This window comes from Microbacterium sp. (genome assembly GCF_011620665.1).
Classification (GTDB): domain Bacteria; phylum Actinomycetota; class Actinomycetes; order Actinomycetales; family Microbacteriaceae; genus Microbacterium.
The window spans coordinates 1-20107 of the sequence record NZ_WOYQ01000031.1 but is presented as its reverse complement, the minus strand read 5'-3'; the positions used below and the strand labels follow the sequence as shown (position 1 = coordinate 20107).

The following is a 20107-nucleotide window of genomic DNA, read 5'->3' as shown; positions in this document are numbered from 1 at the left end:
GCATGTAGATCAATGCACGTAAGGGCGACATTCTTGCACTGATGCTGTGCGTTGGCGCACACTTGGTGAGTGAGCTCCCCCGCCCCGGAACCTCCCTTGGATGCCCTCATGACGTTCCTCGCGGTCGCGCGTCTCGGACGGTACACGGCGGCCGGTGGCGTGCTCGGCGTCAACCACTCCACGGTCTCGCGCCGGATCGCGTCGCTGGAGGCTGCAATGGGAGGTCGACTGCTGGTGCGCGGAACCGGCGGGTGGGAGGTCACCGCGCTCGGACGCCGCGCCGTCGGAACCGCGGAGAGCATCGAAGGAGCGATGCGCGAGCTCATCGACGGCGCCGACGGCGACCGCGTGCACGGGATGGTGCGCATCGGCGCCCCCGACGCTTTCACGTCGGTGTTTCTCGCACCAGCGATGGCGGCTCTCCGGAAGGAGCACCCGGCTCTCGCGGTCGAGATCCTGTCCGCGACGCAGCGCGTGCGGCAGAATCGCTCGGGCGTCGACCTCGAGATCGTCGTCGGTCGCCCGCAGGTCCTCCGCGCGTACGCGACCCCGGTGTGCGCATACGCGCTGCGGCTCTACGCGAGCCGGGAATACCTCGGGATGCACAGCACCCCGGCCTCCGTCGCCGATCTCGCAGGGCATCCCCTCATCTACTACGTCGAGAGCTCGCTGCAGGTCGACGAACTCGACCGCGCTCTGCAGGAGTTGCCCGGATCTCCTCCGTCGTTGCGGTCGACGAGCGTGTTCGCCCACGTCGAGGCCACCGCGGCCGGGGCGGGCATCGGGCTCCTCCCGGACTTCCTCGGTGACCCCGATCCGCGGCTGATGCGGGTGCTCGACGGCCGGTACGAGCATCCGCTCGCGTACTGGGCCGTGGCGCGCGACGAGGGTGCGCGCAATCCTGCTGTCGCAGCGACGCTCCAGGCGATCACAGAGCACATTCGAGTGGCGCAGGGCGGGTTCGCACTCTCCTAGATCCGGAGACTCTGAAGCGATCCCTGCTCCTGTCCACCCGCGCAGACGATCGCCCCGCCCGCTGACGGCCGACTCTGCGTCAGCGCAGTGGCTGCGCGTGCCAGATGCGATCGATGTAGTCGCGCATCGACCGATCGGATGAGAAGAATCCGCTGCGAGCGACGTTGAGGATCGCCGCGTGCGTCCAGGCATCCTGATCGGCGTATGCGGCATCGACCTTCTCCTGGGCCGCGATATATGCCGAGTAGTCGGCGAGCACCATGAAACGGTCGTCGTAGAGCAAGTTCGACACGACCGGCTCGAACACGCTCTTGTCGCCGCCCGAGAACACACCCGAGGCGATCATATCAATCGCGTGTCGCAGGTTCTCGTCGCGCTGATAGAAGTCCGCCGGCTTGTAGCCGCGCGCCCACAGCGCCTCGACTTCGGGCTCGCTCATTCCGAAGAGGAAGAAGTTGTCGTCGCCGACGAGCTGGCGGATCTCGACGTTCGCACCGTCATCCGTGCCGATCGTCAGCGCGCCGTTGAGGGCGAACTTCATGTTGCCCGTGCCCGACGCTTCCTTGCCGGCGAGCGAGATCTGCTCGGAGAGGTCCGCGGCAGGAATGACCCGTTCGGCGAGGGTGACGTTGTAGTTCGGCGGGAAGAGGACCTTCAGGCGGCCCTCGACCCGTGGGTCTGTGTTGACCACCGTACCGACCGCGTTGATGAGGTGGATGATCCGCTTGGCCATGGCATAGCCGGGCGCGGCTTTGGCTCCGAAGATGAAGGTGCGAGGCTGGACGTCCGACACCGCGATCCGCTGCGACACGATGCTCTCGTACACGGTGACGATGTGCAGCACCTTCAGCATCTGCCGCTTGTACTCGTGCAAGCGTTTGACCATGACGTCGAGCATGTGCCCGTCACTCACGTCGAACCCGTCGCGCGCGTGCAACACGTCGTTCAGGTGCCGCTTGTTCGCCGCCTTGACGCTTGCGAACGCGGCGCGGAACTGCGGGTCCTCGGCCGAAGCCTCCAGCTCTCGCAGCCGTTCGAGATCCGTGAGCCATCCGGTGCCGATGGCGTCGGTGATGAGGTCGGACAAGCCGGGGTTCGCGAGTCGGACGAACCGGCGCGGCGTGATGCCGTTGGTGACGTTTGTGAACTTGCCCGGGTAGAACTCGTTGAAGTCGGGCAGCACCTTGTCGCGCAGCAGCTGCGAGTGCAGTTCCGCGACGCCGTTGACCTTCGCTCCGGCGACCGTGGCGAGATAGGCCATGCGCACCGAGCGATCGGGGAATTCGCTGATGATGGACATGTTGCGCAGGCGCATCTCGTCATCGCCGAAGCGTGCGCGGACGGCAGCGAGGAACTCGTCGTTGATCCGGTAGATGATTTCGAGGTGCCGGGGCAGAAGCCGCCCCAGCAGATCGACCGACCAGACCTCGAGTGCCTCCGGCAGCAGCGTGTGGCACGTGTACGCGAAGCACTGCTGGGTGATCGCCCACGCGTCATCCCATTCGAGCTTCTTCTCGTCGATGAGGACGCGCATGAACTCAGGAACCCCGATCACGGGGTGAGTGTCGTTCAGCTGGAAGATGACCCGGTCGGACAGAGCGGCAAGGTCGAAGTCTGCGGAGAGCTGATAGTCGAAGAAGTCCTTGATGGATGCCGCGACGAAGAAATACTGCTGCTGCAGGCGGAGCTCCTTGCCCTGCGGAGTGGAGTCCTCGGGGTAGAGCACCTTGGAGATGTTCTCGGCGAACGTCTGTGACCGCACAGCTTCTTCATAGTCACCCGAGTTGAAGACGCGGAGATCGAAGGAGTTCGTCGCCTTCGCGCTCCACAGGCGGAGCGTGTTGACGCGCCCATTCTGGTAGCCCGGGACCATGTAGTTGTACGGAAGCGCCAGGACGTTCCAGGCGGGGATCCAGCGGGTGCGCTCGGTGCCTTCGTCGTCGTAGAGTTCGGTGCGACCGCCGAATGAGACGAGCTGAGCAGCCTCCGGGTGCGGAAACTCCCAGGGGGAGCCCATCGCCAGCCACGAGTCGGGCTGCTCGACCTGCTGGCCGCCCTCGAAGGTCTGCCGGAAGATCCCGTACTCGTACCGGATCCCGTAGCCGATGTTCGGCACGCCCATCGTGGCGAGCGAGTCGATGAAGCACGCCGCGAGCCGCCCGAGTCCGCCGTTGCCGAGACCGGGCTCGACCTCCGCCGCGCGCAGGTCCTCGATGTCGATGCCGCACTCCGCCATCGCCGTCGTGGCGATGTCGGTGAGGCCGCTCGCAAGCAGGTTGTTGTCGAGCTGTCGGCCGAGCAGATACTCCGCGGAAAGGTAGCAGACGCCCTTTGCCTGGGCGACCCTCTGACGACGAAGGTCTTCGAGCCACCGGGCCATGAGGTAGTCGCGGACCGTCATCGCGAAGGCGAAGTAGCGGTCGTTGGCGCTCGCGGCCGAGAGCGGCACACCACGCTCATAGTTCAGATTGCGCAGAAACTGACGCACGAAACCGTCCACCGTGCTCGCCGGACCGGCGACCGGCGCGAGCGCCAGCGGGTGGGTCGCCCGGCGCGGAGGGGGGGCCGCCGCCGCGGAACTGGGGACAGTCACAGGTTCATGTTCTGGCACGATTCCACGCTAGTGCCCCGCCCGTCCCGTCGCGCTCTGGAACGCGGCTTGTAACACAGGGCTTACCCGAGCGTCACGCGCCCGTTCGCTCCCGCTCCGCCGCCTCGCGTGCCGCGGAGAGCTCGGCGGCCGCGGCGCGCACGGCGTCCTCGGCGCGGCGCACGCGGCGCTGAGCGAAGGTCGTCGCGCCGAAGCGGGCGCGAACCCGGTCACCCTCCTCTTCGACGAGGGTCGCGATGTACGAGGTCGCGATCAAGATGACCTGCGCTGAGAGGTTGAACCAGATGAGGAGCGCGATCAGCGCCCCGAATGAGGCCAGCAGCGGGTTGGATGCGGCTCCGCCGACGAACAGGCCGGAGAGCTGCTGGAGCACGCTCAAGCCGACGGCACCGAGCAGCGAGCCCGTCCACAGTGCGCGGGCCGGGGCGCGGACTCCCGAGAGTGCACGGAAGAGCACCGCGATCGCGATGGCGTCAAGTGTGAACGTCACCACGATCGCGAGGATGCGGCTGCCCCAGGCGATGAGCGCATCGTCCGGAGGGATGCCGAGCCATCCCGCGACCGTGCCGAGGCCGGCTGTGCCCAGCACGGTCACGACGGCCGAGAGCGCGAGCGCGCCGCCGGCGCCGATCGCGAGGCCGAGATTGCGCAGCATGACCCAGTAGAAGGGGACGTCGTCGGTGACCTGCCCGCAGATCGCGCGCATCGCTGCGCGGAGCGACCCGATCGCCCCGATCGCCGCGCCGATGAGGCCGACCAGCGACAGGATGCCGGCGACCGAAAGTCCCGCGGGTACCGCGATCGCTTCGGTCTTGATGAGACCCTCGGGGCCGACGAGCCCGGGAATCACGCGGTCGACGGCATCGACGAGCGCGCTCCACGCATCAGGGTTCCCGCTGAGCCAGAGCGCCGCCGCGGAAAAGCCCAGCAGCACGCCGGCGAACACACTGAAGAGCGCGCGATAGGTGACGCTGTCGGCGAGGACGGGTCCGCGCTGTTCGCTGTACCGCAGGAACGCGCGTACCGGCACCAGGGTCAACGCCCACGCGATCATGCGCGCAATGTTCATCAGCCCAGGCTATGCCGCCCGGCGACCCGGCGAGGAGGGCTTGACAGGCCTCCTCCGGAAACGTCGGGCCCGCTCAGTTCGCGGCCTACAGCAGAACGGACGCCGGATCCGCGTACACGCCGACGGCGGCGCCCAGCATCATGAAGGGGCCGAAGGGCAATGCGGTCTTGCGGTTCGCGCGCCCACTGACCATGAGCGCGACGGCGAACGCACCGCCCAGCAGAAACGCGGCGAATCCGCCGACGACCAGCTGCGCCCAGCCCAGCCAGCCGAGGATCATGCCGAGCGCGCCCGCGAGCTTGACATCACCTGATCCCATACCTCCGGACTGGAGCGTCGCGAGCGCGAAATAGAAGCCGCCGAGCGCGAGCATCCCGATCGCGGCGGAGGCGAGCCTTCCGTACTCGCCGGTGACGATCGACGCGATCACCAACATCACCGCTGAGACGACGTAAGCCGGGAGCACGATGACGTTCGGAAGCCGATGGTGCTCGAGGTCGATGAAGCCGAGTGCCACCGCGGTCGCCGCCCAGTACAGCAGGAGCGGCGTGAGGATCGCCGGCTGGGTGCCGCGGTACGCGGCCCAGATGACGAGCACGAACACGACGGCCGTGAGTGCTTCGATGAGCGGATAGCGCGACGAAATGGGCGCTCCGCAGTGCCGACACCGCCCGCGCAGCGCAAAGTAGGAGAGTACCGGGAGGCTGTCGAACCAGGCGATCCGGTGCGCGCACTGAGGGCAGCGGCTGCAGGATCGGACGACGCTCATGCCTTGCGGCACTCGTTGGACGACCACGGTCATGAACGAGCCGATCAGAGCGCCGAGGCCCGCGGCCACGGGAAGCGCGAGTGCGGCCGGTATGAGCGGTATGGCGAGTGCGGCCGCAGATTCGGTCACGATGCTCCCGCCGCCCGCCGCTCGTGTCGACCGCGTTGCCCGCGGCGTCCACAGAATCATAGACCAGACGACGAAATGCGCCTCAGGCGCTCGCGGTGACCCAGCGTCCCGGTGCGCCACGCCCGGCGCCGGCCCCCTGGGCGTCCGCCGGCAAGCTTGTACGTCGCACCCGCGAGGTGCGCCATCATGGAGACGAAGCCCAGATCGCGGCTTCCCGTAGCGTCAGAGGGAGCGGAAGGAGAACGCCATGGAGGGGTTTGACACCATCGTGATCGGCGCCGGCGTCTCGGGAGTCACGGCCGCAAAGCTGCTCCAGCGCGCGGGAAGGAGCGTCGTCGTACTCGAGGCACGGGATCGCATCGGCGGACGCACGTGGACCGACCGCACCGACGGCAATCCCACAGACCGGGGCGCGTCGTGGATCCACGGCATCGATGACAGCCCGGTCGCGGCGGCTGCGACCGCGTTCGGCATGCGGATGGTGGAGTTCACCGTCGGTGGCTATCAGCCGGACAGCCGGCCCATCGCCCACTACTCCCCCGACGGCACGCGCCTGAGCGACGAGGAGGCCGCGGCGTACGCCGCCGATATCCACGCGGTCAACGCCGACCTCGTCGAGGTGATCGAAGCATCCGCCCCCGGGGATTCCTATCGAGACGTCACCGAGGTCGTCCTGGCACGTCGAAAGTGGAGCGCCGAGCGCACAGAGCGTGTCCGCGAGTACCTCGAACACCGTGTCGAAGAGCAATACGGCGTCTGGATCGAAGAGCTGGGCGCGCACGGTCTCGACGACGACACCGTCAACGGCGACGAGGTGGTCTTTCCCGACGGTTACGACCGGCTGCCGGCGCACATCGCCGAGGGGCTCGATGTGCGCCTTCACCACGTCGTGGAGTCGGTCGAGTGGTCGACCCATGGGGTCACGGCACGCACTTCTCGCGGCGGGGGGTTCACCGCGGCGAGCGCGGTCGTGACCGTTCCCATCGGAGTGCTCACCTCGGGCGCATTCACGATCGACCCGCCCCTGCCCGAGACGCACGCCGATCCTTTGAGCCGGTTGAAGATGAACGCGTTCGAGAAGATCTTCCTGACCTTCCCGCAGAAGTTCTGGGACGACGGCGTCTACGCGATCCGTCAGCAGGGCTCTGAAAGCCGGTGGTGGCACTCCTGGTATGACCTCTCTGCCCTGCACGGTGCACCGACACTGCTGACCTTCGCCGCAGGCCCGGCGGCCATCCAGACACGTGGGTGGGAGTCCGCCGACGTCGGCGCGTCGGTCATGGTCCAGCTGCGCCGCCTGTACGGCGCAGGAGTTCCCGAACCGATCGACGTGAAGATGACCTCCTGGCAGGAGGACCCGTTCTCACACGGCGCTTATGCGTACATGGCCATCGGCTCCCTCCCCGAAGAGCACGACCAGCTCGCGGTTCCGATCGGCGGGGTCCTGCACCTCGCCGGCGAGGCAACCTGGAGCGACGACCCGGCCACCGTGCCCGGCGCGATGCTGTCTGGTCACCGCGCCGCACAGGACGTGCTGGGACACGACATCCCGATCAGCGACGTCTGGGCGTGAATGACCGGCACGCGCGCAACGAGAAGCGTCCACACATGGCGCGACGCAAACGCTATGATCGTGCCGCGCGGCGCGGACCGGCCGATCGTCTCCCTCGCTCCACCCGAAACGGATGAATCACGTGCTGTCCCGTAGGCAGTTCCTGTTCCGAAGCGCGCTGCTCGCAGCGGCCACCGGAGTGCGCATCGACGACCTTGCGCCGCGCCTGACGGCAGTGACGACCGCGGCGGAGACCCCCACGACACTCGTCCAGACGATCCGGCAGGGCTCGGTCATCGAACGCAGCTACCGCGGCCTCATGATCGGTCCCGGAGAGCCCTATGTTCCGCGACTCGACGTGCTGCGCGCCAAGCCCGATGCCGCTCGCTCGGGATCCCGTCGGTCGCTCCTCTATCTGGGGCACCTTTCCGATCTGCATGTGATAGACGCACAGTCGCCCGGGCGCATCGAACCGATGATCGTGCAGGACCACCCCGCTTGGGGGTCGGCCTTCCACCCGCACGACCCGCTCAGTCCGCACACCACCGCGGCCATGGTGCAGGCGTTTTCCGACGCGCGGTACAGTCCGCTCACCGGTGCGCCGATGGCTGCGGCAATCGTCACGGGCGACAGCGCCGACATGCACTCTCACCTCGAGCTGCGCTGGTACATCGATCTGATGGACGGACGCAGCGTCGACCCGGCTAGTTCCGGCCCGAGCTTCCAGGGCGTGCAGGCCTGGGCCGGAGCGACGTGGGCCTACCGGCCGGGCGACCCGTCGGGCGGTGCGTTCGGCGAGTACGGGTTCCCGCGCCTGCCGGAACTGCTCGCTCAGGCGATCGCCGAGCCCGTCGAATCGGTCGGCCTACCTGCGCCGTGGTATGCCGTCTACGGCAATCACGATACGCTCCTGCTCGGCACGTTCGACCTCAGCCCGCAGCTGCGCGCTCTGGCCGTCGGCGGACAGAAGTCATCGACGCTCACGAGCACGGCGGGCAGCATCCTGAACGGCTACGCCTCGAGCGGGAGCGCCTTTCAGCAGGCAGTCGACGCGCTCGGGCTCGCGTTGGGCCGTCCGGGATTCCGGAGCGTCACCGCCAACCCCGACCGCTACCTGTTCGAGCAGCGCGACTTCATGGCCGAGCATTTCCGCACTCAATCGGCGCCGGGTCCCGTCGGCCACGGCTTCACCCAGCACAACCTCAACACGGGCGAGACCTGGTGGCGGGCCGATCTCTCGCCTCACGTCCGCGCCTTCGGTCTCGACACCTGCAACCAGGTCGCCGGGCCCGACGGGGCAGTACCGGATGTGCAGTTCCGCTGGCTCGAACGCGAGCTGGAGAAGGCGAGGACGGAGAAGAAGCTCGCGCTCATCTTCAGCCACCACAACAGCCTCACCCTCGAGAACCGCGCGCAGCGCCCCGGTGATGCCGAAGTGCTGCACGGTGCGGAAGAGTTCATCGACCTGTTGCTGAGGTATCCGTCCGTGGTCGGATGGCTCAACGGCCACACGCACCTCAACCAGATCCTCGCGCACACGTCCCCCGGCGGAGGGTTCTGGGAGATCACGACCGCGTCGTGCATCGACTTCCCCCAGCAGCAGCAAGTGGTCGAGATCGTCGACAACCGCGACGGCACGCTCTCGCTGTTCACCACCGTGCTCGATCATGCCTCCCCCGCGGTGCCAGGCACGAGCGGCAGTCTGCGGGATCTCGCTTCGCGCAGTCGCGAGTTCGCAGCGAACGACTGGGCCGAGACACCCATGATGCGGCGCGGCTCGCCTTTGGATCGCAACACCGAGCTGCTGCTGCGCGCACCGTTCGATCTTTCGGCGATCACGGATGCCGCGCTCGAGAGTCAGCACATGACCGAGCGGGCGAGGCTCGTCGCCTATGAAAGGGCGCGCGGCCTGTGATGGTGCGGGTGAGAGTGCGTGCGGCGGCGATCGTGCTCGCCGGGGTGATGGGGCTGGCGGGATGCTCGCAGGTCGCGGCGATCGCCCCCGTCGGCGGCGACCATCTGGCCGAGGTGCGGTATGCGGCGATCGACGTCCTGCTCGCCGAGAAGACGGCGATCCTCGTTGCCCCGGTCTGTGTGCAGGCTTCGTCGGGTGAGGTGACATGCGCGGGCGAGACGATGGACGGCGGCGACATCATGGTGGTCTCGCCCGGTGACGATCAAGCCGTCGTCTCGGTGACGGTCGGCGATCGCGAGCTCTACTCAGGCTCAATCATCGACGTCCTGAACAATGCCGCGAGGAACGGATGATCGCGCTCATGGCTCGGGGCTGGCCTGTTTTCGTGGTCGCGGTCGTAGGCAACGCTGTCGTGCAGTCCGCGACAGCGGCCCCGTTCGCCACGCCGTCCACCGCGCTCGCGTTCGTGGCGCTGGCCCTCGTGTCGGCGTCCTCGTGTGGGGCCGCGCTCATTGTGATTGTCGCCGAGGTGCGCGCTTCTGCTTCCGGCGCGCGCCGATCGCGTCCCCGATGGGCCGAGGGTGCGGCGGCCTTTGTGGTCGTTCTGGCCGTGGCCCTCGCCGGACTGGCCTCGTTGTGGCTCGTCCCGCCGGCGATGACGATCGCCCTCGGTGTACTCGCCGGGGTCGCTTCGGGTGACGGATCCACGGCGTTCGCCGCGTTCCGCCGCACACCCCTGCGTGCTGCTGCCCTCGCTCTCACCACACTGCTGGCCGTCGGCCTGCTGTGGATCGGCGCGCTGCTTCTCGGATTCTTCGTCACCGGGTGGCTCGCCGCGGCACTGACGTGGCTGGCCTTCGGCGCGCTCGGCACCGCTCTCCTGTCTGCCTGGACGTCGCTGGTCATGCGTCCTTCACTCTTCGTCAGCCCGGAAGGGGTATAGTGCGCACCGTCGCAGACTGCGACACCAGAGGGGAGGATCACGCATGTCTCGGACATATGTCATCACCGGTGCCGCCAGCGGAATCGGCAAGGCCACGGCCACGCTTCTCACTGAGCGCGGACACCGCGTGATCGGCGTCGACCTTCGGGGAACCGATATCGACGCCGACCTCGCCACCGCCGATGGACGCGAGACCATGGTCGCGAAGGTCAGCGAACTCAGCGGCGGCACGATCGATGCGATCATCGCCAACGCGGGCCTTCTCGCGCCGACGGCGACCACGGTCGCGGTGAACTTCTTCGGCACGGTCGCGACGCTCGAGGGTCTGCGCCCTCTGCTCGCCGGCTCGTCCGCACCGCGGGCTGTCGCCACGGCATCCATGGCATCATTGTTCCCGCCCGACGCCGCCCTCCTGGATCTGCTGCTCGCGGGCGACGAGCCGGGTGCGCTTGCACGCGGAGCAGAGCTCGAAGCGGCTGGCGGCGACACCGCCAGCCGCATCTACGGCACCACGAAGCAGGCGCTCGCCCGGTGGATCCGGCGCAACGCCGCGACCGCCGAATGGGCCGGCGCCGGCGTACCACTGAACGGTGTCGCTCCCGGGATCGTGCTCACGCCCATGACAGCGGAGCTCACCGGCTCCGACGACGCACGCAAGGCGGTGCTCGACACGGTGCCGATGCCGCTGAACGGGATGTTCGAACCGCGCGACGTCGCGTACCTGCTGACATGGCTGACGAGCGAAGAGAACGCGCACCTGTGCGGTCAGATCGTATTCATCGACGGCGGCTCGGATGCCGTCATCCGGGGCGATTCGACCTGGTGAGAGGTCCGCGCCGCGCCGCGCGTCGCGACGATGCCCGCTTCAGCCGACCCGCGAGCGAATCGGATCGAGCACTGCCTCCGCCGCCCATCCCGCGGCATCGGCGATATCGGCGCGGCCCATCCCGAACTCTCGGCGGAACGTGACCCAAGTCGCCGCTGAATCGAGGTGGGCGAGCGCAGCGACGATCGCCCTGCGCTCACCCTCGCCGAGCGCAGGAATCTCGGCATCGATCATCGCCTCGAGCGTCGCACGTCGCGGGCTGGGCGCACCCCCGCTGATCCCGCGCATGGTCGTTTCAGCGACCACGTGGGCGAGCTCTGGACGATGGTCGTACGACTCCATAGCGGCCCGAATCGTGAGCGGCATGTCGAAGATGCTCTGAGCATCCTGCCGCGGGAAGATCTCTGCCTCGATCCATCCCGCTGTCGCGAGCAGAAGATCGACCTTTGTCGGGTAGTTTCGAAAGATCGTGCGTTCACCGACGCCCGCACGTCTGGCGATCAGCCGGAACGACACGTCGTCCGTGCCGAGTTCCTCGATCAGGTCGGTATAGGCTGCGAGAATCGCCTCTTGCGTGCGACTGACGTTCAGGCTTGCTCGTGCGTCGCACTCGGATGTCACCGACATCGTCAGCCCGCCACCCGTTGCGAAGTGCCATCCATGCCGGTGGCGGTGAGAGCGAACCGATTTCCGAGAACTTCTGCGACCGTGCGCTCGAAGACGTCGGAGATCGCTGGGGCGCTCATCTCGAAGCCGGTACGCATGCGAGCCCAGAACGAAGCTGAGGCGAAGTAGCGCAGGGTCGCTGCGGCCCGGCGAAGATCCCGCTCGTTCACGGAGGGGTGACTGGCGGCGAGCATCGCCACCAGCGCGCGAGTGAAGAACGTGGGTTCCGGCTCACCGGTCGGCGAAATCGATGCCGCTCGAGCGCACACGAACGCGAAGGCCGGCGACGAATCGAACGCCACGAACCGGGCGCGCACAGCATCCTGGAACTGGTCGATCGTCACGAAGGATGACAAGGGGAACTCTGTCGATTCGATCCAACCGGCGACGCCCTCCAGCAGGTGGGACCTCGTCGGGAAGTGGCGGTAGACCGTCCTCTCCGACACGCCGACGGAGTCACCTAAAGTCCGGTACGAGATCTCGTCGAAAGCGCGCTCGCGGAGAGCCGCGGCGGCATTGGCGAGGATCGCAGTCGGAGTGTCCAGACCCTCCGCCATCATCCGCCCTCACCCTTCTCTCGTCTGATCGCCCTGGTCTTCGGCCTCGCCGGACGATTTCGCCGCGACACCGGGTCGGCTGGCAGGACATAGCGGTCAGAGTGGTCCAGCGTCAGCGCGAGAGACGAGACATATTGCATCTCCCCGTATGGTCCGCGCTCAGCCGATGCCAGCATATCCGGACGTTCGAACGTGTAGCCGGTGACGTGGCAGCGAAGTCGCTCACCCGAAGGGTTGCCGTCCGCATCAAGTCTCGACGACGCGATGCCATCCGTCTGGCGCCGCAAATAGAATCTCCCCCGCGTGGCCAACGCCATGAGCGGAGTCGCAATCGCCGCAACGCCGATGGCGATCAGCACGGAGAACGGCCGGAGCCCCTCCCCGAACACGCCTCCGAACGTAGCCAGCGATAGCAAGGACGCCACGCTCACCGAGACGAGGCCGACCGGATTCCAGTCGCGCAGCATCCCGCGGCGGAACTCAGGGTAGACGGGGGCGATGCGCAGAATGTGCTTGTTGATCACGATGTCGGCCGCGATCGTGACGAGCCACGCCATCACGACGTTTGCATAGAGGCTGAGAACGAAGCCGATGAGACTGAACACATCCATCAGCATCAGAGCGAGGGCGATCGCGAGATTGAAGAAGATGAAAACCGATCTGCCCGGGTAGGTCTTGGTGAGCCGCGTGTAGACGTTCGACCACGCAAGAGAGCCCGAATAAGCGTTGGTCACGTTGATCTTGACCTGGGCAACGACGACGAGAACGAGCGCCAGTGCGATCGCGAGCCACTCCGGCATGATCGATTCGTAGAGCGCAATGAACTGGCGGACCGGTTCGGCAGCCTGCTGACCGAGACCCGGATCGACGCGGGTGATGAGGTAGACCGCAAGGAAGACGCCGATGACCTGCTTGATGCCGCTGAAGAGCACCCAGCCCGGACCCGCGAACAGGAGCGAAGTCCACCACGACCGACGATTGCGTCGTGTGCGCGGCGGCATGGCTCTGATGACGTCGATCTGCTCGGCCAGCTGCGGCGTCAGCGCAAAGCAGACGGCGGCGCTCGCGACGACTGCATCGAAGCTGACGGCGCCATCCGACTCGCCGGTGAACGCCCCGAATGCGCTCACCGCTTCGGGCTCGGACACGATCACCCAGAGCAGCGGCAGCAGTGCGAGCGCGAGCCAAAGCGGTGTGGTCCAGAACTGAAGGCGCTCGAGTGCGCGCATCCCATAGATCACGATCGGGATGACGACGACGGTCGAGATGAGATAGCCGATCGGCAGCGGGATGGCGAGCGCGACATGCAGCCCCTGCGCCATGATCGCCCCCTCGAGGGCGAAGAAGATGCACGTGAACACCGCGAAGATCACCGTCGTGATCGCGGACCCGTAGTACCCGAACCCCGACCCGCGGGCGATCAGATCCAGATCGAGGTTGTAGCGAGCCGCGTAGTACGCGATGGGGAGGCCGACGATGAAGATCGTGATCGATGCGAACAGAATGCCGAGAACGGCGTTGTTCGTTCCGTGATCGATTCCGACACTCGCGCCGATCGAGAAGTCGGCGAGGAACGCGATTGAGCCGAGAGCCGTCACGCCGATGGAGCCCGCGCTCCACCTCCGGAACGTCCGTGGAACAAAGCGGAAGGCATAGTCCTCGAGACTGTCCTCGGCCGCTGCCCGCGCGTTGCCCGCCCTGCTCACCGAGACCTGCACATCACGTTGCACCCTCCGCGCCTCGCACGTGAGCCATTGTCGCTGCACCGTGTTTCACGCGTGTTGCGAGCAAGCCGCGTTCTAGATCGCCATCGCCGCCCGTACCCCTTCGGCGGCAGCCGATCCGCCATCACCCGCGCTCGACGCGAAGCCGCTCGCGAGCACGAGGTATTTGTCCGCTGCTTCCAGCGCAAAGCCGATGTGCTGTTCGACCAGAAGGACGGAAAGGCCCCCACTCGCGAGCTGCATGAGCGTCTGCTCGATCTCGGCGACGATCGTCGGCTGAATGCCCTCGGTCGGCTCGTCGAGAATGAGCAGCTTCGGCTCGGTGATGAGAGCCCGGGCGATCGCGAGCTGCTGACGCTGGCCACCCGAGAGCAGACCTGCCTTTCGGGTGGCGAACTTCTCCAGAGCGGGAAAGCGCGAAAGCTGCTGTTCGATCAGCGCTTTGCCTGCTCTGCGCCCGTCGGCGACGAGCTGTAGGTTCTCCATCGTGGTGAGCTGAGGGAAAGACTGCTGACCCTGCGGCACATAGGCCATGCCGCGCGCGACGCGCTTGTTGGGCGGCAACGCGGTGACGTCCTCGCCGTCGAAGATCACCCTGCCGCTGCGCGGCTTGATGAGTCCGATCGCGACGCGCAGCAACGTCGACTTGCCGGCGCCGTTGTGGCCGAGGACAGCGACCACCTTCGCGGCAGGCAACGTCACGCCATGGAGCACAAGGGTACGGCCGTATCCGGCCTGGATATCGTTCAGCTCGAGCACTTCAGGCTCCCTCCACCTGGGGCGTCACGGCCGCGGCGGTGCCGAGGTAGACCTCCTGAACCCTGGGATCCGATTGCACCTGCGCAACGGCACCCTCCGAGAGCACCTTTCCCTGGTGCAACACTGTGACGCGCGAAGCGTAGCGACGCATGAAGTCCATGTCGTGCTCGACGACCAGAACGATGCGGCGCTGGGCAATGCGCTGCAGGAGCTCGCCCGTAGCGGTGCGTTCATCCTGACTCATACCGGCGACGGGTTCGTCGAGGAGGAGCGCCCGCGGCTCCTGGACGAGCATCATCCCAATCTCCAGCCACTGCTTCTGACCGTGAGAAAGGATGCCCGCCGGCGTCTCACGCTCATCACCGAGCCCGGTCTCCTCGAGAGCCAGCTCGATCGCCGGATCCACGCCGCGTCTCGCTCGGAGGAGAGAGAGCGCGGAGCGGTGCAGCCCGGCGGCGATGTCGAGGTTCTGTAGGACCGAGAGCTGCTCGAACACGCTCGCCGTCTGGAAGGTCCGACCTACCCCGAGCCGAACGATCTTCTGGGTGGACCTGCCGAGAAGCTCTTGGTCGCCGAGCTTTACCGAACCGGTGCCCTTCGACAAACCCGTGATGGCATCGATGCAGGTCGTCTTGCCGGCCCCGTTCGGGCCGATGAGGAACCGGACCTCGCCAGGGTGGGCGTCGAAGGAGACGCCGTCGACCGCGACGAATCCGTCGAACGCGACCCTGAGGTCGGTGACGACGAGCGAACCCTCAGACAGGCTCATTTCTGCACCCCTTCGAGATCGTGGGCCTTGGCCGCGGGCGTGGCCGGCGATTCGCGTGGGCGCCACAGCAGAGCCTTCGCCTTGCCGAACAGTGAAGACAGCCCCATGGGGAGGAAAAGGGTCACCAGGATGAAGACCAGGCCCAGGATGTAGATCCACCCGTCGGGCCAGGTGGAGCCGAGACTCGACTGTCCCCAGCCGATCGCCATCGCTCCCAGCGCCGGGCCGAAGAGCGAGGCACGCCCGCCGAGCGCGACTCCGGCGAGCATGAGGATCGAGGCGGATGCACCGATCTCGGCCGGCGTGATGATGCCGACGATGGGGACGAACATCGCACCCGCGATGCTGGCCATCACGGCGGCGACCACGTAGGCGACCAGCTTGATGTTGGCGGGGTCATAGCCGAGGAACCGCACGCGCTCTTCGGCATCGCGCGTCGCGATCAGCAGTTCGCCGAAGCGACTGCGGTTCAGCTGCCACACCGCGAGCAGGCACAGGACCAGCAGCGAAGCGGCGATCATGAAGACCATGACCTTGTTCGCATCGTCGTTCAGAATGAACCCGAAGAAGTACTTGAAGTCGCTGAGCCCTGTGTCGCCGCCGGTCTCGCGGATCGTCGAACTGATCAGCACGGCGAGCGCCACTGCCAGCGCCTGTGAAAGGATCGCGAAGTACGCTCCCTTTATTCGACGCTTGAACAGGGCGAATCCGAGCGCCCCCGCCACGATCACCGGGAGCAACACGATGGCCACCAGCGTGAACGCCTCATTGCGGAACGGCTCCCAGAATGGCGGGAGCGCGGCTAGCGGATCATAGAGGATCATGAAGACGGGAAGGCTGCCGGGTGCCGTGCTCTCCAGCGTGAGGTGCATCGCCATCGCGTAGGCACCGAGCCCGAAGAAGACCCCTTGGCCGAGGACCAGCATTCCGCCGCGCCCCCAGGCCAGTCCGATCCCCACCGCTGCGATCGCCCAGCAGCAGTACTTGCCGAGATTGTTGAGCCAGTGCATAGACAGCACGGCCGGCGCAACGACCAGGAGCAGCGCGGCGAACAGCGCAATGCCGATGACCGGAAGCCACGGTTTGAGTTTCGTCATGTCAGCCCCCGGGTGCGGACCGTGAACAGGCCCTGCGGACGGAACTGCAGGAACGCCACCAGGAGGAGAAAGGCGAGCACTTGCGCAAGGCTTCCCGTCGCCCAGTCCGCGAAGAGTGACAGTGCGATCCCGAACCCCCATGCGGCGACGACGGTGCCCTTGATCTGGCCGACACCACCGGCAACCACGACGAGGAACGCCGGGATGATGTACTGGGTGCCCATCTGAGAATTCGTGCCGCCGATCAGGGAAGCCGCAACGCCAGCCACGCCCGCCAAGCCGGAACCCACGAAGAATGTGATCCGGTCGATGTTGCGCGTCCGGATGCCGCTGGTCTCAGCAAGATCCCGATTCTGGACGGTTGCCCTGATCCGGCGTCCGAAGGACGAGTACCTGAGCCAGGCGGCGAGCGCAGCCAGGCATGCGGCGGCGAGCAGGATCGTGAACGCCTGGCGAAGCGGCCAGGCGTAGCCGAAGACGTTGATCTGCCCGTCGAGCCATCCGGGGGCCTCCACCGGCACGCCCTGTGCCGGGAAGACCTGCAGCGCGATCTGCTGGAGGATCAGTGCCACCCCGACCGTGACCAAGAGAGTGTCCAGCGGCCGTCGGTACATCCACTGGATGATGCCGATCTCGAGAAGTAGGCCGAGCAGTCCCGCGCCGACGAACGCGAGCGGCAGGGCCAACAGGATCGAGACGTCGCTCGAGGTCACGACCAGCTGAGTCATGTAGGCGATGAAAGCGCCGGCCATGATGAACTCGCCGTGGGCCATGTTGATCACCCCCATCTGGCCGAAGGTGAGGGTGAGGCCGAGCGCCGCGAGCAGCAGAAGCGCGCCCAGCGCGGTGCCGTTCAACAGCGGCGGTAAGAGTGCATCCACGTGCATTCGCTCTCTCTGCGGTCGGAAGTTTCTGGAGGCAGCTCCGGTGCGTGGGTCCCGTGCCCGGGCGGGTGCGGGACCCATGCACCGGTGGCGATCAGCCTGCGGCGGCTACCAGTGCATCGCGCACGTCCGCGGGGAACCAGTCGTACCCCTCGAGGTAGGGGTCGGGATCGATGAAGCCGTCGGACGACCAGACGATGTCGAACTGGTTGTCGGCGTTGATCCTGCCGATGTTGCCCGGCTTGGAGATGTGGTGATTCTCACCGTCCAGCGTGACGACACCCTCCGGCGCGTCGACAGTGATTCCGCCCGCTGCGGCGGCAGCGTTCACATCATCGACCTCGAAGGAATCAGCCGCCTCGACAAGTGCCTTGTAAAGGTAGAGCGAGATATAGGCGGCCTCCATCGGGTCAGAGGTCACCCCGCTGGTGTCGGGGAAGGCCTGCCACCGCTCGATGAATCCCGGGTTGTTGGGGGTGTCCATCGACTGGAAATAGTTCCACGATGCGTAGTTCCCGGTGACTTCGTGACCCATGGCCGGCGCCTCCTCCTCGGCGATCGACACCGAGATGATCGGGGTCGTCTCCGGTGTGAGCCCAGCGTCGTAGTAGGCCTTGATGAAGCCGACGTTCGACGAGCCGTTGATCGTGTTGAAGACGAAGTCCGGATCCGCCTCCACAATCTTGGACACCTGAGTGGTCCAGTCGTCCTTGTCGAGGGGCACGTACTCCTCCCCGACGATCTCGATGCCGAGTTCTGCGGCGTAGAGCTTGATGATCGCATTCGCCGTGCGCGGGAAGACATAGTCGGAGCCGGCCAGGAAGAGCGTCTTGACCCCCTGCGAGGCGAGATAGTCCATCGCCGGGAGGATTTGCTGGTTCGTGGTCGCACCGGTGTAGTAGATGTTCGGCGACGACTCGAGGCCCTCATACTGCACGGGGTAGAAGAAGAGCCCGTTGTGCTCTTCGACGACCGGCTTGACAGCCTTGCGTGAGGACGAAGTCCAGCCGCCGAAGATCGCGGCGACGCAGTCCTGGGTGAGCAACTTCTCGGTCTTCTCCGCGAAGGTCGGCCAGTCGGTCGCACCGTCTTCCTGGATGTACTCGATCTGCTTGCCGAGGATTCCGCCGTCGGCGTTGATCTCGTCCGCCGCCATGTGCAGCACGTTGGAGACCGTCTTCTCGGAGATCGCCATGCCGCCGGTGAGCGAGTTGAGGAAGCCGAGCTTGATCGTGTCGCCGGACGTGTCGATGCAGCTCTCGGCTGCTGCGGCTCCCGATTCGGTCGACGCGGGGGCGTCGCCGGCGCGAGAACCGCATCCGGCGAGCACAACAGCCGTCGCCGCCGCGAGGGCGGAAACGGCCAGCAGGCTGCGCGCCCGCCGTGTCCCGTTCATAGTCATTTGGATCTCCGTTTCTGTGTCGTGCATGTGATGTTTTGAGGTGAGGTGAGGTGAGGTGAGGTGCCCCCATGGCACGCCCGATCCAGCGGTCTGATCGGCGAATCAGTGTGGAGTGCGGGTGGGCCGGGCGGTGCGGTGGCGTCTTCGTGCCGGACGGTGCCGGGCTTCGGGTGCCGGTTTCGATCGGCGACACGAGATCGCCGACTGCTGCGGTAGTTGTCAGCATGGGGGCGTGACATTACTTTGACATTTCTCGATTGTTCCGATTCTGTTAACCGTTCGACGCGTCGCGGCGATATGTTGCCTGTAATCACGGGCCTCTTAGCGCCGAACACGGTCGGTGCTGCACCGCGGCGCCTGCCCCGAACACGCGCAATATGGCACACTTCTGACATCACCCGTCGGAGGCCCGAATGCACTTCACACCCGCCGAAACCGAGAAGCTCCTCCTCACGGTCGCTGCAATGGTTGCGCGCGATCGGCTCGAACGTGGCATCCTGCTCAACCACCCGGAGACAGTCGCTCTGCTGTCTTGCTGGGTCATCGAACAAGCTAGAGAGGGACGCGGTGTCGCCGAGCTGATGCAGGTGGGCCGCACCATCCTCACGCGTGACCAGGTGATGCCGGGGGTTCCCGAAATGCTTGCCGACGTGCAGGTCGAGGCGACCTTTCCCGATGGCCGCAAGCTCGTCACCGTCCACCACCCGATCGACTGAGGAGTCGCCGTGTCATCTGCTCCCTCGCAGGGCCCGGGCGCCTGTCGAATCCAACCAGGACGCATCGAGCTCAATGCCGATCGAAGCGAGGCCGAGCGCATCCGGCTCGTCTTTGTGAACACCGGCGACCGGCCGATCCAGATCGGTTCGCATATCCACTTGCCTGACGTGAACGCGTCCCTGGAGTTCGATCGCGCCCGCGCTCATGGGTTTCGCCTCGACATCGCCTCTGGAACGTCACAGCGCTTCGAGCCGGGCGCATCCCGGGAACTCGATGCCGTCACACTGCGCGGAGCGCGCCGGGTGCCCGGCATCCAGATCAAGACCGACGGTCAGGAGCTGCTCGATGGTCTGGCTTGACCGGGCGCGGTACGCCGCGATCTACGGCCCGACGGTCGGCGACGAGGTGCGCCTGGGCGACACAGACCTGTGGATCCAGATCGAGCGTGATCTGACCGTCGGCGGTGAGGAGGCTGTCTTCGGTGGCGGCAAGTCGATCCGCGAATCGATGGCTCAGTCGACGGCGACCCGAGCCGAGGGTGCTGTCGACACGGTGATCACGAACGCGATCATCCTGGACTGGTGGGGTATCGTCCGGGCCGACATCGGTATCCGAGACGGCCGCATCATCGGCATCGGCCACGCCGGAAACCCCGATATCAGCGACGGCATCGACATGATCATCGGGCCCTCAACCGACATCATCTCCGGCGAGGGGCGCATCGTGACCGCGGGCGCCATCGA

Annotated in this window: 19 protein-coding genes and 1 pseudogene; 9 read left to right on the top strand and 11 right to left on the bottom strand. The window is 66.4% G+C overall.

All coding sequences use genetic code 11. The features are described 5' to 3' along the window. Window positions 1-108: 108 nt before the first annotated feature. Window positions 109-975: a LysR family transcriptional regulator gene (locus tag QZV81_RS04460; protein WP_292833277.1), complete on the top strand. Its 867-nt coding sequence runs from the start codon at window positions 109-111 to the stop codon at window positions 973-975. A gap of 79 nt (window positions 976-1054) precedes the next feature. Here QZV81_RS04460 and QZV81_RS04455 read toward each other — a convergent pair whose 3' ends face one another. From QZV81_RS04455 to QZV81_RS04445, 3 genes are all read right to left on the bottom strand, one after another. Then, a complete protein-coding gene (locus tag QZV81_RS04455; RefSeq protein WP_292833274.1) occupies window positions 1055-3511 on the bottom strand; it encodes a glycogen/starch/alpha-glucan phosphorylase in 2457 nt (818 codons plus the stop codon). A gap of 148 nt (window positions 3512-3659) precedes the next feature. Further along, on the bottom strand, window positions 3660-4655 hold the full coding sequence (locus QZV81_RS04450) for a YihY/virulence factor BrkB family protein (protein WP_292833122.1): 996 nt from the start codon (window positions 4653-4655) through the stop codon (window positions 3660-3662). Window positions 4656-4740: 85 nt separating this feature from the next. Continuing rightward, a complete protein-coding gene (locus tag QZV81_RS04445; RefSeq protein ID WP_292833119.1) occupies window positions 4741-5553 on the bottom strand; it encodes an A24 family peptidase in 813 nt (270 codons plus the stop codon). Between the two features lie 247 nt (window positions 5554-5800). Between QZV81_RS04445 and QZV81_RS04440 the strand changes: the two genes are divergently transcribed. The 5 genes from QZV81_RS04440 (at window position 5801) to QZV81_RS04420 (ending at window position 10789) form a co-directional block, all read left to right on the top strand. Continuing rightward, the gene (locus tag QZV81_RS04440) at window positions 5801-7126 is read left to right on the top strand and encodes an NAD(P)/FAD-dependent oxidoreductase (protein WP_292833116.1); all 1326 of its coding nucleotides are present in this window, start codon (window positions 5801-5803) and stop codon (window positions 7124-7126) included. A 121-nt stretch (window positions 7127-7247) separates the two neighbouring features. After that, window positions 7248-9020, top strand: coding sequence for a TIGR03767 family metallophosphoesterase (locus tag QZV81_RS04435; RefSeq protein ID WP_292833113.1), 1773 nt, complete (start codon window positions 7248-7250; stop codon window positions 9018-9020). Between the two features lie 8 nt (window positions 9021-9028). Then, entirely contained in the window at window positions 9029-9373 is a 345-nt protein-coding gene (locus QZV81_RS04430) for a hypothetical protein (protein WP_292833110.1), read from the top strand. An 8-nt stretch (window positions 9374-9381) separates the two neighbouring features. Beyond that, window positions 9382-9963: a hypothetical protein gene (locus tag QZV81_RS04425; RefSeq protein ID WP_292833107.1), complete on the top strand. Its 582-nt coding sequence runs from the start codon at window positions 9382-9384 to the stop codon at window positions 9961-9963. Between the two features lie 43 nt (window positions 9964-10006). Further along, window positions 10007-10789 (top strand): SDR family oxidoreductase, encoded by a 783-nt coding sequence (locus QZV81_RS04420; RefSeq protein WP_292833104.1) that lies wholly within the window; start codon window positions 10007-10009, stop codon window positions 10787-10789. Between the two features lie 39 nt (window positions 10790-10828). Here QZV81_RS04420 and QZV81_RS04415 read toward each other — a convergent pair whose 3' ends face one another. The 8 genes from QZV81_RS04415 to urtA all read right to left on the bottom strand — a co-directional run bounded on the left by QZV81_RS04415 (window position 10829) and on the right by urtA (window position 18647). Beyond that, window positions 10829-11416 (bottom strand): TetR/AcrR family transcriptional regulator, encoded by a 588-nt coding sequence (locus QZV81_RS04415; protein ID WP_292833101.1) that lies wholly within the window; start codon window positions 11414-11416, stop codon window positions 10829-10831. A 2-nt stretch (window positions 11417-11418) separates the two neighbouring features. Beyond that, on the bottom strand, window positions 11419-12015 hold the full coding sequence (locus QZV81_RS04410) for a TetR family transcriptional regulator (protein WP_292833098.1): 597 nt from the start codon (window positions 12013-12015) through the stop codon (window positions 11419-11421). Then, window positions 12012-13742 carry a hypothetical protein gene (locus QZV81_RS04405; RefSeq protein WP_292833095.1) on the bottom strand — a complete coding sequence of 577 codons (1731 nt, stop codon included), beginning with the start codon at window positions 13740-13742 and terminating at the stop codon, window positions 12012-12014. The genes QZV81_RS04410 and QZV81_RS04405 overlap by 4 nt, the downstream gene beginning before the upstream one ends. Window positions 13743-13811: 69 nt before the next feature. Beyond that, window positions 13812-14495: an ATP-binding cassette domain-containing protein gene (locus tag QZV81_RS04400; protein WP_292833092.1), complete on the bottom strand. Its 684-nt coding sequence runs from the start codon at window positions 14493-14495 to the stop codon at window positions 13812-13814. 1 nt (window position 14496) lies between these two features. Then, entirely contained in the window at window positions 14497-15264 is a 768-nt protein-coding gene (urtD, locus tag QZV81_RS04395; protein ID WP_292833089.1) for an urea ABC transporter ATP-binding protein UrtD, read from the bottom strand. Continuing rightward, entirely contained in the window at window positions 15261-16361 is a 1101-nt protein-coding gene (gene urtC, locus QZV81_RS04390) for an urea ABC transporter permease subunit UrtC (protein WP_292833086.1), read from the bottom strand. Before urtC ends, urtD begins: the two co-directional genes overlap by 4 nt. Continuing rightward, window positions 16358-17248, bottom strand: a complete 891-nt coding sequence (gene urtB / locus QZV81_RS04385; RefSeq protein ID WP_292833083.1) for an urea ABC transporter permease subunit UrtB — start codon at window positions 17246-17248, stop codon at window positions 16358-16360. Before urtB ends, urtC begins: the two co-directional genes overlap by 4 nt. Before the next feature lie 91 nt (window positions 17249-17339). Then, window positions 17340-18647 carry an urea ABC transporter substrate-binding protein gene (urtA, locus tag QZV81_RS04380; RefSeq protein WP_292833080.1) on the bottom strand — a complete coding sequence of 436 codons (1308 nt, stop codon included), beginning with the start codon at window positions 18645-18647 and terminating at the stop codon, window positions 17340-17342. Between the two features lie 413 nt (window positions 18648-19060). Between urtA and QZV81_RS04375 the strand changes: the two genes are divergently transcribed. The 3 genes and pseudogenes from QZV81_RS04375 to ureC all read left to right on the top strand — a co-directional run. Next, window positions 19061-19363, top strand: coding sequence for an urease subunit gamma (locus QZV81_RS04375; RefSeq protein ID WP_292833077.1), 303 nt, complete (start codon window positions 19061-19063; stop codon window positions 19361-19363). Between the two features lie 9 nt (window positions 19364-19372). Further along, window positions 19373-19723 carry an urease subunit beta gene (ureB, locus tag QZV81_RS04370; RefSeq protein WP_292833074.1) on the top strand — a complete coding sequence of 117 codons (351 nt, stop codon included), beginning with the start codon at window positions 19373-19375 and terminating at the stop codon, window positions 19721-19723. Next, window positions 19710-20107: pseudogene (gene ureC, locus QZV81_RS04365) on the top strand (urease subunit alpha); the annotation flags it as partial. The gene ureB and the pseudogene ureC, both read left to right, overlap by 14 nt.